The sequence below is a fragment of the Gilliamella sp. LMG 34360 genome (genome assembly GCF_984568995.1).
Genome location: NZ_OZ474900.1, coordinates 1,146,859 through 1,163,210, shown reverse-complemented (window position 1 = coordinate 1,163,210; position 16,352 = coordinate 1,146,859). Strand labels below are relative to the sequence as shown.

At 28.0% G+C, this 16,352-nt stretch carries 13 protein-coding genes; 3 read left to right on the top strand and 10 right to left on the bottom strand.

Annotation, left to right across the window (positions count from 1 at the left end):
* The first annotated feature begins 53 nt into the window (after positions 1 to 53).
* On the top strand, positions 54 to 1,010 hold the full coding sequence (locus tag AC5LW9_RS05285) for a glycosyltransferase family 8 protein (RefSeq protein WP_198228799.1): 957 nt from the start codon (positions 54 to 56) through the stop codon (positions 1,008 to 1,010).
* On the opposite strand, the gene AC5LW9_RS05280 is transcribed toward AC5LW9_RS05285, so the two are convergent.
* A complete protein-coding gene (locus AC5LW9_RS05280) occupies positions 1,011 to 1,979 on the bottom strand; it encodes a glycosyltransferase family 8 protein (RefSeq protein ID WP_198228798.1) in 969 nt (322 codons plus the stop codon). It lies immediately after the preceding gene.
* 141 nt (positions 1,980 to 2,120) lie between these two features.
* Here AC5LW9_RS05280 and AC5LW9_RS05275 point away from each other — a divergent pair, with 141 nt between their 5' ends.
* Together AC5LW9_RS05275 and AC5LW9_RS05270 are read left to right on the top strand one after the other, a co-directional pair.
* Entirely contained in the window at positions 2,121 to 3,098 is a 978-nt protein-coding gene (locus AC5LW9_RS05275; protein WP_198228797.1) for a glycosyltransferase family 8 protein, read from the top strand.
* 18 nt (positions 3,099 to 3,116) lie between these two features.
* Positions 3,117 to 4,184, top strand: coding sequence for a glycosyltransferase (locus AC5LW9_RS05270; protein ID WP_198228796.1), 1,068 nt, complete (start codon positions 3,117 to 3,119; stop codon positions 4,182 to 4,184).
* A 35-nt stretch (positions 4,185 to 4,219) separates the two neighbouring features.
* On the opposite strand, the gene msbA (AC5LW9_RS05265) is transcribed toward AC5LW9_RS05270, so the two are convergent.
* From msbA (AC5LW9_RS05265) to AC5LW9_RS05225, 9 genes are all read right to left on the bottom strand, one after another.
* On the bottom strand, positions 4,220 to 5,992 hold the full coding sequence (gene msbA / locus AC5LW9_RS05265; protein ID WP_493456442.1) for a lipid A ABC transporter ATP-binding protein/permease MsbA: 1,773 nt from the start codon (positions 5,990 to 5,992) through the stop codon (positions 4,220 to 4,222).
* A gap of 17 nt (positions 5,993 to 6,009) precedes the next feature.
* Positions 6,010 to 7,755, bottom strand: a complete 1,746-nt coding sequence (gene msbA, locus AC5LW9_RS05260; protein ID WP_232352572.1) for a lipid A export permease/ATP-binding protein MsbA — start codon at positions 7,753 to 7,755, stop codon at positions 6,010 to 6,012.
* A gap of 115 nt (positions 7,756 to 7,870) precedes the next feature.
* Entirely contained in the window at positions 7,871 to 8,941 is a 1,071-nt protein-coding gene (locus AC5LW9_RS05255) for a glycosyltransferase (protein ID WP_493455218.1), read from the bottom strand.
* Between the two features lie 292 nt (positions 8,942 to 9,233).
* Positions 9,234 to 11,402, bottom strand: a complete 2,169-nt coding sequence (locus tag AC5LW9_RS05250) for a glycosyltransferase (protein ID WP_493456441.1) — start codon at positions 11,400 to 11,402, stop codon at positions 9,234 to 9,236.
* A gap of 16 nt (positions 11,403 to 11,418) precedes the next feature.
* Complete coding sequence (locus AC5LW9_RS05245) at positions 11,419 to 12,213, bottom strand: glycosyltransferase family 32 protein (RefSeq protein ID WP_198228792.1); 795 nt, start codon at positions 12,211 to 12,213, stop codon at positions 11,419 to 11,421.
* Positions 12,214 to 12,231: 18 nt separating this feature from the next.
* On the bottom strand, positions 12,232 to 13,155 hold the full coding sequence (locus AC5LW9_RS05240; RefSeq protein ID WP_198228791.1) for a glycosyltransferase family 2 protein: 924 nt from the start codon (positions 13,153 to 13,155) through the stop codon (positions 12,232 to 12,234).
* Between the two features lie 296 nt (positions 13,156 to 13,451).
* Positions 13,452 to 14,705 carry a sigma 54-interacting transcriptional regulator gene (locus AC5LW9_RS05235; RefSeq protein ID WP_232352945.1) on the bottom strand — a complete coding sequence of 418 codons (1,254 nt, stop codon included), beginning with the start codon at positions 14,703 to 14,705 and terminating at the stop codon, positions 13,452 to 13,454.
* A complete protein-coding gene (nagZ, locus tag AC5LW9_RS05230) occupies positions 14,686 to 15,729 on the bottom strand; it encodes a beta-N-acetylhexosaminidase (RefSeq protein ID WP_198236174.1) in 1,044 nt (347 codons plus the stop codon). The genes AC5LW9_RS05235 and nagZ overlap by 20 nt, the downstream gene beginning before the upstream one ends.
* Complete coding sequence (locus AC5LW9_RS05225) at positions 15,729 to 16,352, bottom strand: LpoB-related protein (RefSeq protein ID WP_493456440.1); 624 nt, start codon at positions 16,350 to 16,352, stop codon at positions 15,729 to 15,731. The genes nagZ and AC5LW9_RS05225 overlap by 1 nt, the downstream gene beginning before the upstream one ends.

The window sequence follows — 16,352 nt, the reverse complement described above, 5'->3', positions numbered from 1 at the left end:
AATGAATAAATAGCTATGATATATTAAAAAAATTGTATTAGTGAGTATTTGAAATGAATAATAGTATTATTAATATTGTATATTGTACTGATTCAAATTATTTTGAACATGTAGGTGTATCTATAACTTCAATTATACTTAATAATAAACACCATAATATTCATTTTCATGTTTTTCTATATGATGTATCAGAAAAAGAGAAAAACAAATTACAGGAAATCAGCAGTTCAATTACTCTTTATTCAATTCCTATTGATGAGTTGAATAAATACTCGGACATCCAGAACAACAAAATAAAACATATCAATCGTTCGATGTATATTCGCTTATCTGTACCACGATTATTGCCTGATTATGTTGATAAATTCATTTATTTAGATGCGGATATTTTATGCTTTGGCGATATTTCTTCAATTTTGAATATTAATATAGGCTCCGTAGTGTGTGCTGTTACATCCGATTCTTTAGATGCAGATAATATGTTACAAAATAAAAAACGTTTAAATTTAGCATCTGAAAAATATTTTAATTCTGGTTTTTTATACATAAATACCGAGAATTGGAAAAAGTTTGATACTGAAAATAAAGCTAATCAAATATTATTATCGCCTCAAAATTATAATTTATCATATCCTGATCAAGATGCTCTGAACATTGTCTTACAAAATCAAGTTACTTATATTGATGTAAAATGGAATTATTTATTTACTTGGATGAATGACCAAGAAAAAGAATCTTTTTTCCATAATAAACAATCATTACCTTATTTTGTGCATTTTACGGGTGCAAGAAAAATTTGGTACCAAGAGCATACCGGTATTGCCCAAAATCTTTATTGCTTTTATAAGCACTTTACACCTTGGAGTAACAGCAGTTTAAAAAGTTATAAATCGAAAATGCGAGTAAATGATTATCGGATTTATTCTAAATCTTACTTAAAAAATAAAAAATTTATAGAAAGTGCTAAATATTATTTCCATTATTTAAAACTAAAACTATTTAAGAAGTAATTAGTTTATTTTTCTTAGTAAGTAGAAATAATAGAATTGCATAGCCGAAATAAATTTTTTTTGTTTAAAGCAGTACTTTGCATAATTCCGTAACCAAGATTTTTTTAAGGCTAATGGGCGTTCTACATTTTTCCAAGGTGATAGCTGATAATATTTTTTAAATAATTGGGAATTAAACGTTTGATACCATGGCTTATATCCTGTCACATAATGTAACAAAACAGTATATGGCGCAATTTCTTTCTCTTCATTGCAAGGGATAGTGATATGAATTTTAGTATTATATTTAATAGGTAAAAGGATAGTTTTATTTTCTAATAAAATATTTAGAACATCCTGATCTCCAAAGCGATAAACATTACCATCATTTATCGTTTTCATACATTGTTCTGTCATATTATTAACAAACCATTGTGTTGTATTAATGAGCAAAACACCAGAATTAAAATAATTTTCAGAATTGATGTTATATAAATCCTTAATAATATTTTTCATTACACTATCATCAGGTATAACACCTGCGACGTAATCATTTAATTCAATATTATATAAAGCATTAATTGGTTTTAAACATAAAATATCACTATCGATATATAGAAATTTTTCTGTTTCATCTTTTAATATATCAGCAATAATAAATCTAGCACACGACATTGCTGATAAATAACCTTGTACTAAGGTCTCTGAATTAATCTGAAAATTATTATTTAAATAATATATTTTTATAGTGATGGTTGAATTTACTAATTGTTTAAACTTTTCTAGGTTGACGGAAGATATTTTGTCAACAAATAAATGAAAACATATATGAGCATTGGGGTTATTATAAATAACAGAGGAAATCGTGACACCTGCTGGCAGCGCATAGCCATCATCAAATGCTAATGCTATGTGCATCATATCTGAATTTTGTTTATCTGATTGTGTGAAAATTTCTAATTCACTAATATATTTATTTGTAATACCCATTCCATTCATTTATTTTTTATAGTTTCTTTTCTTCATTTTAAATAAAATATATCCATGTGTAAATTTATTAAATTTCTGAGCTATATTTTAATAAAAATTGAATATATAATTAGTTAAATTTTTAAAATTTAATTACTTTACATGGTTAATACTCATAACTTTATCGATCAAATAAAACCTCTTTTTAATGAATACAATCCTCAATTTCAGACACTTGATATTGCTTTAGGTTTTGATAATAATTATGCAATGCCAGCTGGTGTCGCGATGTTATCAGTTATCGAAAACACGCCAAATTATAATTTAAATTTCCATTTATTTATTGATAAGGTTTCTGAAGAAAATATTCAAAAATTTAAAGAGTTAAGAAGAAACAATATTTCAATTACACTTTATTATTTGAATAATAACTTTAAAATAAATCCCAAAACTTTAGTTTTACATATTACTACTATATCTACTTGTATTCGTTTTATTATGCCTGAAATACTTGAATCAAAAACTAATAGATTAATTTATCTTGATAGTGATGTAATATGTTTGCAATCATTAGCAAAATTATCTCAATACAATATTGAAAATTATATTGCAGGTGTAATAACTGACACCAAAGATATGCAACAAACAATTAGTAAAATGTACCAAATCGATTCAACTAAATATTTTAATGCAGGTGTTCTTTTAATAAATACTAAAAAATGGTGTGAAGAAAATATTACAAAGAAAGCATTAGAACTCATTAATGATGGAAATGTATATAAATTTGCAGATCAAGACGTTTTAAACATTTTATTAGAAAACAGAACTCTTTTGTTGCCCGTAAAATTTAATACTAAAATAAAAATTTCAATTGATGCTCATCAAGAAAAAGATATTAGACCATATACAGTAATTTTACATTACATATCACAAAATAAACCTTGGTTTAAAGTTTATCAATCAAAAATATTTGACCATTATTTTCAACTATCTCCATGGAAAAATGAAACGTTACCTTTGAGTGGAAACAGTTCATCAATTAGAAACTATGCTAAATATCTGATGAAACAAGGCGCTCAATGTAAATCTATTTATTATTATGGTGTTTACTTAAAGTATAAGCTATTTCAGAAAAAATAATTATCAGAAGAATATTATATGATGAATAAAGACGCACACGTTTCTGTTATTATTCCTTGTTATAATGTAAGGGATTATATCGCTACTTGCCTGGATTCTTTGATTAAACAACAGTGTTTACCCAAAGAAATAATTTGTATTGATGATGGTTCTACCGATGATACATTATTAATCCTTCAGAAATACTCATCAAAATATAATTATATAAAAATTATTCAACAGGATAACCAAGGTGTAAGCTCAGCTAGAAATAGAGGAATTGAAATAGCAACCGCTGATTTTATTTTATTTATTGATTCTGATGATATTATCAATACAAATTTACTCTATCAATTTGAATCATCATTGACTTCCAATCCTAACTTAGAGTTTTTTTATTTTAATTATACATCCTTTGAAGTTAGTAAGGCCCCACAAAAAACAAGCAAATTGATACCATTAGTGCAAAAAAAATTTGAATCCGGTACAGATCTATTAACTTATTTGCTTGAAAGAAAAAATTATTCAGGTGTTGTATGGAGATATATATTTAAACGAGATTTATTTACAAAAAACTTTATTGGCAAAAATCATGAAGATCATCTTGTTTCACTCTCTATTATATCTAGAGCTAAACTTTCTTATTATTTCAATAATAAGGAAGCTTATTTTCATCGAGTACACTCATCGTCATTATCGAATATAAATATAGATTCTATTTATGTACATACTTTAAAGAATGTATTAAAAGAATGTATACAACAAATTAATACATTACAATTATCAGAGTCTGCTAAACTTAATTATGTTTTATTAATGAATGTAACGTATTTAGAAACAGTATTAAAATCCAATCTACCAAAATCAAAAAAAGATAAAGATAGTTTAATTCAAGAATTAGGTCTGCTGAAATTATTAATCCGAATTTATACCAACAACAAACCAAATGTTATAAGAAATATTTTTTATATTTTAAAATTTATCAAACTTCATAATTGCTCATTATTAACAAAAAAAGTTTTACTAAGATGTGCTATAACCAAGCAATATCCTAACTTAAACATTAAAAGTAATTATGAGCAATATTCCTCATTGAATAAATTTTAGCAATCATTAAAAAATTAATATTAATAATATGTTATTTAATCATTAAAATTACTTCTATACAATTTGGTGTAAACCCCATTCATATTTAATAATTCCGAATGATTGCCCTTTTCAATAATTTTTCCTTCACTCATAACTAAAATCTCATCTGCATTTTCAATAGTCGATAATCGATGGGCAATGATTAAAGATGTTTTTCCCTTTTGCAATTCATCTAAAGCTTTTTGTATAGCTCGTTCGGATTCAGTATCTAAAGCAGAAGTAGCCTCATCTAATATAAGAATTGGATTATCTCTTAATAAAGCCCTTGCTATTGCAATACGTTGACGCTGACCACCAGATAGCAAAACACCATTTTCACCAACTAAAGTGTCAAAACCTTTATCAAACTCCTTTATGAAAGCATAAGCATTGGCTTTTTTTGCTGCTTCCTCAATTTGATGTTGTGAAAACTCTCCAATTTTACCGTACGCAATATTATTAGCGATTGTGTCATTAAACAGATGAACACGTTGAGAAACTAATCCTATTTGGTTTCTTAAACAATATAAGGTAAAATCCTGTATATTAATTCCATCGATTAGAATTTTTCCTTGAGAAATATCATAAAAACGAGTTAGTAAACTAGCTATAGTAGTCTTACCTGAGCCAGAGCGACCAACTAAAGCAACTGTTTTACCAGCAGGAACAGAGAAACTAATATCCTGTAAGGCTAAATCATTTTTTGTTTCATAACCAAATGATACATTTTCAAAAACAATATCACCTTTTACTTTATCAACTTCAATAGAACCTTTATCATTCTCAACTGGTTGCTCTAATATAGCAAATAATGTTTGGCATGCAGCCATACCTTTTTGAAATCCGGCATTAACACTTGTTAAACTTTTTATAGGTTGCATCAAAGCAACTAATGATGAAAAAACAACAGTAAACTCACCAGGAGTAATATTCAATTCAGGATTACTTGCTGTTAATAATACAAATGCTATCGCAAAAGAAATAACCACCTGAACTATTGGTGTGGATAATGCTGATACTGAAACTAATCGCATACCATCGCGACGAAATTTATTGCTAACTTTTTCAAAATTCTTTGACTCTTCCTCTTGAGCACCAAATACTATGATTTCACGATGTCCTTTTAACATTTGCTCAATTGACATGGTAAGGTTACCCATTGAGTTTTGCATGTTTTTAGCTAAGCGCCTAAATCTAACAGAAATAAAGGTAATTAAGGCGATAACTATTGGAGTAATAATAATTAAGGACAAGGATAACTGCCAACTATTGTAAAACATCGTATAAAATAGGCCACAAATAAATGCGGATTCACGAATTATTGTAATTAAGGCATCTGATGAAGATGACGCAACTTGATCAGTATCATAAGTTATCCGAGAGAGTAATCTACCTGTTGAATTCTGATCATAATAACTTACTGGAGAATCAACAAAATGACTAAATAATTTTTGTCTAATTTTCATCACGATTTTTCCTGAAATTAAGGAAAGAAGAACTGAATAACCATAATTGGCAAATCCTCGCAATAAAACTAGACCAAAAATATAGAAAGGGGCCATTAATAAAAACTCTTGGTCATTCATAGAAAAACCACGGTCTAGTAATGGGCGTAATAATGCAATTAAAGATGTATCTGCAAATGCGCTAGCAACCAGTAAAATAACAGAAATAAATAAAATAAATTTATGTTCTGCAATAAATGGCCACAATTTAAGAAAAGTTCGCCATGTTGATGAATCTTTATCGATATCATTTGTGAAATTGGACTTATTTTGTTTAGTCATATATTTTAGTTTCTATTTTAATCTTGTGATGAATTAAATTGCATTTTATGCATTTGTGCATAAATTCCATTTAAGTTGATTAGCGATTGATGATTACCATCTTCTAAAACCTTACCATCATCTATAACTAAAATCCGATCGGCTTTCTCAATAGTAGATAAACGATGAGCAATTATAATTGACGTTCTATTTTTTTGTAAAATCTCAATGGCATTTTGAACAAGTTTTTCAGATTCATTATCTAATGCAGAAGTCGCTTCGTCAAAAATTAAAATTGGATTATTACGTAATAAAACACGAGCTATTGCGATACGTTGTCTCTGCCCTCCAGATAATAAAATACCATTATCTCCAATTTCAGTATCGATACCTTGCTCCAATTTATCAATAAATTCTAAAGCATTAGCAAACTTGGCTGCATTAATTATATCTTCTTTGCTATGAAGTTCTTTCTCTCCATAAGCTATATTCTCAGCAATTGTGCCATTAAATAAATGAACATTTTGAGAAACATAGCCTATCTGTTTCCTTAAGGAACTTAATGTATATTGTTGAATATTTATTGAATCTAATAATATTTCACCTTGAGTTACATCATAGAAACGAGGAAGTAAACTTGCAATTGTTGATTTTCCCGCACCTGAACGACCGACCAAAGCGATAGTTTGACCTGCTGTTATTTTTAAAGAAATATCATTAAGAGCTGGCGTACTTCTTGTTGGATAGGTATAAGTCACATTTTTAAATTCAATATCGCCTTTGACTTTATCCGCTACAATTGTACCATGATCCTTTTCCAAAGGTGAGTTCATAATACCGAATAAAGATTCACATGCAATTGCACCTTTTTGTAATTCGACATGTAAACTAGTTAATTCGCGCAAAGGACGCATTACTGCAACCATTGCAGAAAAAACTACAGTAAAAGATCCTGGTGTAATATCTAAATTTTGGCTTGCGACTAAATAAAGAATAAAACCTAGACCAAGAGTCGCAATTAATTGAATAATTGGTGTTGATAATCTAGAAACTATCTCTATTTTTAACATTCCTCGTCGGAAAGCATCGGTGACATTATCAAAATTGCGTTTTTCATACTTTTTAGCATTAAATATTAGAACTTCTTTATGCCCTTTTAGCATTTCATCACTTGCAATAGTTATTTGCCCCATACCTTGTTGCATTAATGCAATGGTTTGTCTAAATTTTTTAGCTATGAATTGAGCTATAAAAATAATGAGTGGAACTAAAACAATAAGAACTGAAGCTAATTTCCAGCTTCCGTATAACATAACTATACATAACCCAACAGCATATGTTATTTCTCGAATGATAATAATTAATGCATCAGAAGACGCTTTTGATAACATTTGGGTATTATAAGTTAAAATGGAAACGAGATCTCCGACAGATTGCTTATCATGATAACTTGTAGGACATCGAATTAAATGATTAAAAATCATTTGTCTAAATTTAGTCACTACTTTTCCTGATAACCAAGAAAGACAATATGTTGATAAATAATTAGATAGACCCCTTAATAAAATTAACCCAATAATTGCAATTGCAATTGCAATTAAAAGCGAATAATTTTTGTCCATTAAACCATGATCAAGCAATGGTTTTGTTAAAGATATTAATGTTGCATCTGTGGCAGCATTCAGCAAAAGACCTATTATGGCAAAAATCAAGGCTTTTTTAAAAGGTCTTATAAACGGCCATAGTTTCTTTAACGTTGAAATCGAGTTTAATTTTTCAGACATAATTTAAAGTATTCTAATGGTAAAATTAAGATCTATTATACAATAAATAAAGAGTTGCTCGTTAATTTTATTGGGCATTTATTAGGATAAGTAAATACTGATATCCAAAGCATTCTTATTTTGGTTTTCTTATTTTTATTTTAATACCAAGAAAACATATAATATAATATTTATCAGCATCCCAAATTCCAAAAAAACGTTGTTTTTTGTTCAAAAAATATAAATTAACTTTACTGATATTATGATATTTTTCATTAAAAAGTGAGGTTATAAAGCTATCATCTGAAAAATAAGATTTTAGATTAAATTTAAGAACAATTTCTGTCGATTTATTTATAGCGAATATTCGTTCATTTCTAGGTAAATACTTCAATGATTTAAACATTTTTTCCTGAAATAAGTCAATTAATACAGGCTTAAATTTTTCCAACAAATCCCATTTAAAAACAAAATCAAGTAAATACTCAAAGCATAATAATGGATCTAATTCATGTGAAGTTCTGTGATAAATTTTACCTTTCTTTTTATACTGACTCATTATAGAATTCGATCTTATTAAATAATGATAAAACTTATCATTCATAAAAAATGCAGAATCACTTACTAAAGCATAAGACCAAAAAAAAGGATTATCTTCATACCAAAGCCCATCTGGAAATCTGATTTTATATTTTTTTATAATGGAAAGTTTATATATTTTATTCCAAGTACAAACATCCATTTTTGTCATAACATCATTAGATAAACTTACCAAACCATGATATTTATGTTCAAAATATTGTTCATCTTGAATACGATCAACATTTACCTCATAAACAAGATCTGTTGAAAAATAAACAAGATCTATTTTAGGGCTGTCAAAATGTGATAATGATCTTTCATAAGTATTTAATTCTATGAAATCATCTGAATCAACAAATGCAATATATTGACCTTTGGCATGTTCAATTCCTATGTTTCGAGCTGAAGATAAACCACCATTTATTTTACTGATAATTCTGATTCGTTTATCAATTTTTTGATACATTTCTAATATACTTTGAGAATCATCTGTTGAACCATCATTTATACAAATAATTTCAATATTCTTAATCGTTTGATTAATCAAACTATCTAAACACTTTGTTAGATATTTTTCTGTATTATATACTGGAACTATTATTGATAAAATTGGTGAAATATTCATGTGAATTGTTATTGAAATTTTTTATGTGAAATATTTTTTACTTTATGAATCATGAGTATAAATTATATCAATATTGAAAACGAATAGTAAATTATTTAAAGTGAATTGATAAATACTTATAAAACAAATTTATTATACTATTTATCTTAAAGTAATAATCATGATAATAACAATGTATTATGTGTAATTAACAACTAAAAAGTAGTATACTTGCATTTAATAGTTCTACTTTTTAGTTGCTAATATTTTAAAAAGATAAAAAAATACCGATAAATATAATATTTTAAGACACCTATTTGCAGAGGCTTTTAATTTTAAGTAAATAATCTAGAGCTTCTTCAATTTCACAGATAGTCTTATTTTCTGGGTTAACATAAAAACAATAGTCAATATAAGAAATATAAAATAATTCTTCTAAAGATAATTGTCTTTTTCTACGAGAAAATGGTATTTTATCAATTGTTAGTCCCCATCCAGCATAAAAAGGTATACCGTAAACATAAACAGGTTTACCACACATCAATGCTTCTAATCCTATTATATCATTATGTACATATATTTCATCCATCTGGTTGATTAAATCAAATGGGTTAATATTATCTTCTACATATTTAATAGATAAATTACCATCTAAGTTTGCCAAAATACTTTTATAACGTCTAAGTTGTTTTTCACAACACTTATAGGAAAATTTAATGACTATGTTCCCGTTTGGATTATTGCAAACAGCTTCAATTAACATATCTTCAAAATTATAATTTATTTCATAGTGTTTTTTATAAATTTCCCAATCTGATTGAACAATAAGAACATTTTTCTTATTATCTTCTCTATAATTATTGAAATTACTATTATAATTATTATATTTTGATAGTTTCTTGTTAACGATTTCACTAATAACATTTTTGGATCTTAATAACTGCTTTTTATCTAGTTGAACTGTATTCAATAAGTTTTCAAGATCTGTTGCTACATTACCATCATTAAAATAACCTTGAGAATCAACCACAAATGAAATACATGAGCAAAATATTGGCATTGCTGTTCCATAAGGTGGTATTACATTACTTATAAACCCTGTAAAAATATAATAAAATAGTTTGTTTTGTTCCTCTGCTAGTTTCATTATTTCAGAAACGTTCTGATGCTCAAATGAAAATACCGAATTAGAATCATCTAAGTTATTTGTTAACTTTGCTAAAATTGATAAATTTTCAAAATAATATCTAAAATCATTTAGGTTAATTTGGTTATAAAATATTAAATTATTTTTGTTAGGTAGAAATCTTTCTTTTTTCTGTTTTGAAACATTTGAAACAATAATCTGTCGTAATTGGGATAACTCATCATACAAATAATTAAATTTGTTATTTGTATCTATAGCAAGTTCCTCTAATTTATTTTTAGTTATTCTTTTTTTTACTTTTATTCCTAATAAGCAAAAAATAGTACGATATGGTGAACGATATAAGCCAAATACTCTCTGCTTTCTCGTTATAAACTCAAGGTTCTCAATTTTATAATATTTTTGTTTAGATAATGCTCTAAAAAAACGATTTAAAGGAAATAATTTGTTTAAAGAAAACTTATTTATGATATCAGTTGATTTTTCTAGAATGTTTTTTACGTTTTTTTTCGATGCATGGTTAATTTCATCTCTAAAAACTTTTTCAAAATATTTTTCTAAAGTTAAAGCTACTTTATAAAACAAATTCCATTTAAAAATAAAAGATAAAAACTCTTCAAAGCATAACAGTCTATCATATTCATGAGATAGCTCATTAACTTTAGTTTTCTGAACTTTCATCGTTAAATTCATAATTGAATTTTTTCTACTTAAATAGTTATGCAATCTTTCTGGCATAAAATAAGCATAGTCACACACCAATGCATATGACCAGAAAAAAGGATTATCTTCATAGAGTTTACCTTCAGGGAATCTTATACCGTAATTGTTAATAATTGAAAGTTTATATATTTTATTCCAAGCACAAACATCTAAATAGTTAATAACATAGCTAGTTAATTTTACTAATCCGCGAAATTTGTGTTGAAAATAATCTTGATTGTAACGTTCACAACCATTTTCTTCCATTACTAAATTTGTTGAAAAATGTACTAAATCAACTTTATCATTAACAAATCTTGATAACGCTAATTCGTAAGCATTATTTTCAACATAATCATCTGAGTCAAGAAAAGTTATATAGTCACCTCTGGCATTTTCAATACCCATATTTCTTGCAGATGACAGCCCACCGTTAACTTTATTAAAGATTTTTATTCTAGGGTCTTTTTTAGCATATTCATTTAAAATAATATGTGAATTATCTTCTGAACCATCATTTATACAAAGGATTTCAATATCTTTGAAAGTTTGGTTAACAAGACTATCCAAACATTTTCTTAAATATTTTTCTGTATTATAAACAGGTACTACAACAGTTAGTTTTGGTTGCACGATTAAATATTCCTATTTAGATAGTGATAAATGCATATTTTTTTTTCTTAAATGAAAACGAAGCCAATATTCTATTTGGTATCGTTTCTTGCTTTAATTTAACAAATACAACTTTCTTATTTACTTTAAATTTGACTTTATAGGGTTGTTCTAGCTCTGTATGTATAATTTCATCGTTACTGTCATCTTTCCAAGAAGCATAAAATTCATGAACACAATAATTATCATAACCTTCAATTTTTTCGCAAAAATAATGGGAAGGAAAAATGACTTCTTTTGACGAAATATTTAAAGTATCAAATTTATTATATGGTTCAGCTACTAATTTTTTATTTTTTAATAAGGTGGTTATTCTTTCAACATTAGTTGTTACATCTGGTTCTCCATTTATAATAAACTTATTATTTTCATAAGAATCTAATATTTCTTTAATAAAAAGATTATTTTTAGCTGCCCCTAAAGTAGCTGTTGAGATAGGATGGATTATTTCTCTCCAGTTTTCATAACATGAAAAAAAATCCAAATTGAGAAAAGGATCAAAAGATTTAGACAGAGTTATATCTGTATCTAAATAAATTCCTCCTTCATTAAATAAAGCATAAACCCTAAAAAAGTCAGCAACAAATGCAAATTTTCTAGCTTGATATGCCTCTTTGACGTACTGATTATTTGTTAAATTAAGATGACTATCGTTCCACTCAACAAACTTATAATCAGGAAGTTTCTTTTTCCAATCTTGGATATTATTTAAAACTTTTTTTGGCTTAGGATTATTACCGAACCAACAATAATGTATTATTTTAGGAATCATAATTAATAAAAATCTCCGTCATTTATTAAAAAAATCAAATAAATAAATACCCAAAGAAAAAGAAAATACTTTTTTCATATAAGATTTCGGTAAATTTGAGTGCCTAAGTAAATTTAACAATGTATCTTTAGTAACACTCCCCCCCCAATCCAAATGTTTTCTTATCATGTAGAAAATAGCATTATATTTGTTTATGTTTAACTTATTTTGAAACATATATTGCAATATTGAATAAATAACTATAGCCCTATCGACATTATTACGTCTTTGTACATCTAAGGATGGGTTATTACATTGAGAATTTTCGTTAAGTTTATTATAAATATAGTAGGTTCTATTTGTATAAAGCAATTTTTCCGAATTAATTAAATATATTGAATTGAAATAAAAGTCTTCAGCAAAACCAAAATAATTATCACACTCCAGAAACTGATGACCAAGATTTCTTATTTTACTTAAATTAAACAATTTTGCATAAGGGGCAGGGAAAGAATCATCACTTAACATATAAGTTATCTTTTTCCTTGTATCTAGTGATACAAACTCTTTTTTAAAAAAAGAATTTTTAACCAATCCCTCATGTTTTTGATGATAAATATCACAAAATACACAATCTATATCATTTTTATATAAATTTACCAAAACTTCGAAATAATTACTAGGAATAATGTCATCTGAATCAACAAATGTAATCAATTCACCCGTTGATTTTTTGATACCTAAATTCCTTGCTTTATGGGATCCACCATTCGGTTGATAAAAATATTTTACTCTGGAATCATACTTAAATTGTTCACAAATCAAACCGGTAGAATCGGAACTTCCATCATCAATAATTATCAACTCATAATCTTTAAATGATTGAGAAAGGATGTTCTTGATACAAACATCAGCATATTTCTCAGAATTATACATGGGTAAAACAACTGAAAGTAATTTCATATCTAATCCTAGCTAGATAAAGTAGAAAACTAAATGCCAACTACTGAAAAATATAAAAGAGAAAGATAAGGTATAAAAAAGAAAATGTTTAATTGAATCTCGCAAGCATACTCTATTCTATAAACAACCCTGATTTTGAGTGAATAATATAGTTGCTTAACCTCAATGTATTATGGATATATATACAATATGATTAATCAACTATATAAAGAATAACATATAGAAATTTACCAATACTATTCTACTATAAACTAAGAATAATTGAAAAATGAAATATATTCCAAACATTTTCTATTTTAACAAAAATCTTCCTCTCTTATTCCATAATCCCTAAGCTTATTAGCAATTGAGGTATGGGATACGCCTAATCTTTTTGCAAGTTTTCTTGAGCTTGGATATTCAATATACAAGCTTTTTAAGACTTCTTTTTCGAATTGTTTAGTCATTTCATCAAGTGTTTTGTTCTCAATATTGTTAATCCAAGAAACTTGAGTCGAAGTTATCGCAGGAAGAACAATATCTTTTACTGTCAATTGTGATGACGTCAACTGAGCTAATGCGGAATAAAGTACATTTTTAAGCTGTCTTACATTACCCGGCCAAGTGTAGTGAGTTAAATAAGGAATAACATCCTGATTTACTGTTGGCGGTATAATACCTTGCTTATGAGCAAATTCATCAATAAAAATATGTGTAAGTGGAGCAATGTCATCTTGACGTTCTTGAAGTGAAGGTAAATTTAAAGACAACACATTCAAGCGATAATAAAGATCTTTCCTAAACTTTCCTTGTTCCACTAATTCAGCTAAATCAACTTTAGTCGCACAGATAATTCTAACGTCAACGTAAACTTCGTTATCATCACCTACTCTTCGAAAATATCCGTCATTGATAAAACGTAATAATTTGGTTTGCATTTGAAATGACATTTCATCAATGCCATCAAGTAATACAGAACCGCCGTTTGCTTGTTCAAAAAAACCTTTTTTACTTTCTAGTGCGCCAGGATAAGCGCCTACAGCATGACCATAAAGTTCACTTTCAACCACATCATCAGGCATAGCAGCGCAATTTAGACCTAAAAAAGTTTGATCACCTCTAGGACTATATTGATGACATGCGCTAGCCAACAAATCTTTACCAGTACCTGTTTCACCTGTAATCAATAATGGCTCTCGTTGCATTGAAAATGCTTTAGCCTGAGCGATCAATTTTTGCATTGGTTGACTTTGGTCTGCAAAAATATCAAAAGCATGATTACCAACGACATTAATTTTTGATAATCGTTTTTTTAGATATTCAACTGGTTGCAAAATGAATGTAATTTTGAATGATTCATTAATTTTTTGCAATAAAAAATACTGAGAATTTAAAACAATAATCGTATCATCTTGGACATCCAAATTAACGGAATTATCAAGAGAAAAGACATCATGATAATTAAAAGGTTGATCCAAATTTAACAAATCAGACGAAATCAGTTCACCAGCTTGTTGATTATAGTTAATTAATTGTTGGTCATTATTGATTTCAATGATTGCTGCTTGCATAATCTGCCCATTTCTCATTTAGTTTGGTTAATTTATCACGACGATGCCGCCACTCAAGGCTTTTAGTTAATTCATCAAAGGTTATTTTAGTGTTGGATAATAGAAGTTTTGCTTTATTTGTTGCTAAAGGCTGAGTTTTATCCAAAATCATCAGCTGTTCTAAAATCGCTAATGAACCTTGTCGATTATTACAAGCTAAGAGTAGATCACAACCTGCAGCTAACGCAGCCTGTGCTCGCTCTGCATGATTTCCCATTACTGATGCACCCTCCATAGATAAATCATCAGAAAAAATCACACCATTAAAATGTAACTGTTCTCGAAGCACTGTTTTGAGCCAGTATGACGATCCACTAGCTGGTTTATCATCAAATACTGGATAAATCACATGTGCTGGCATAATTGCATCAAGTTTATTATCTGAGATAAGTTTCGAGAAAATTTGCATATCTTGTTCAATCACTGATTTTTCACGATCATCAATAGGCGTTTCTTTATGTGAATCTGCAATAACATGACCATGTCCCGGAAAATGTTTACCTGTAGTTTTCATTCCCGCCATATGCATACCATCAATCATAGATGAGGCAATTTGATAAGCAATATCAGCATCATGATGAAATGATCTTGTGCCAATAGCTAAACAGTCATGACCTAAATCTAAAACGGGTGCGTAACTAAGATCGATATCAAAAGCAATCAGCTCCATAGCTAACATCCAACCCGCATCAAATGCTAATGATTTAGCATGTTCAAGATCGTTAAGTGCAGCAAAAGCTTGGGCTGGTGGAATAAGAGTAAACCCATGTTTAAAACGTTGAACTCGTCCACCTTCATGATCGACCGAAATTAATAATCGCTCATTCGATGCGGCACGGATCTGCTTTATCAATTCGTTCAATTGTTTTGGTTCTTGATAATTACGGCTAAATAGAATTACACCTGCAACCAATGGATTTTGCAGTAGTTTCTTATCATCATCGGTTAGGGTTATGCCATCAAAATCAATCAACAATGGACCCATTACTCACTAGCCTCACTTTGTTGATTATCATTGGTACTTTGCTTAGAAAAATCTTTAGATGTTACTCGATTTAATATTTCACCTGTTTGGGTTGAAATTATTTCCATAGAAAGATTAGCTTCATTATTTTCTGTTGGTATTTTGTAAATGGTGGTAAAAAGTACATAACCAGCATTCATTGATTTGGCTAACCCAATCATTTTACCTCTTGAAACCAATTTATCATCAGGTGAAATGCCTAATGCTTGTTTAGTTTGGTTGATAGATTGTCTACTAGCGACAGTGAATTTATTTTGTTTATTCATTAATTGATGTAACGCTTCATCAATTTGGTTATTTATCAAATAATCACCACTGCGATTTTGAATATCACTAATTAACAAAACTTTGTTTTCATCATTCAGAGAAGATGAATCATTTATCAGTTTATTTGTAAATGGTGACAAAATTGTATTCCAATCCGTTTTCTTAGTAATTAAAGGTGGGGTTTCAATTACATCTCCATCAGTTGGATTTATAATAACAGGAGGCGTCATAATGTCATCTTTATTATCTAAAAGATGACAACCCGTTAAAACAAAAGCTATTGCCGAAGTAACAACTATACGTTTTATCTGTTTCAT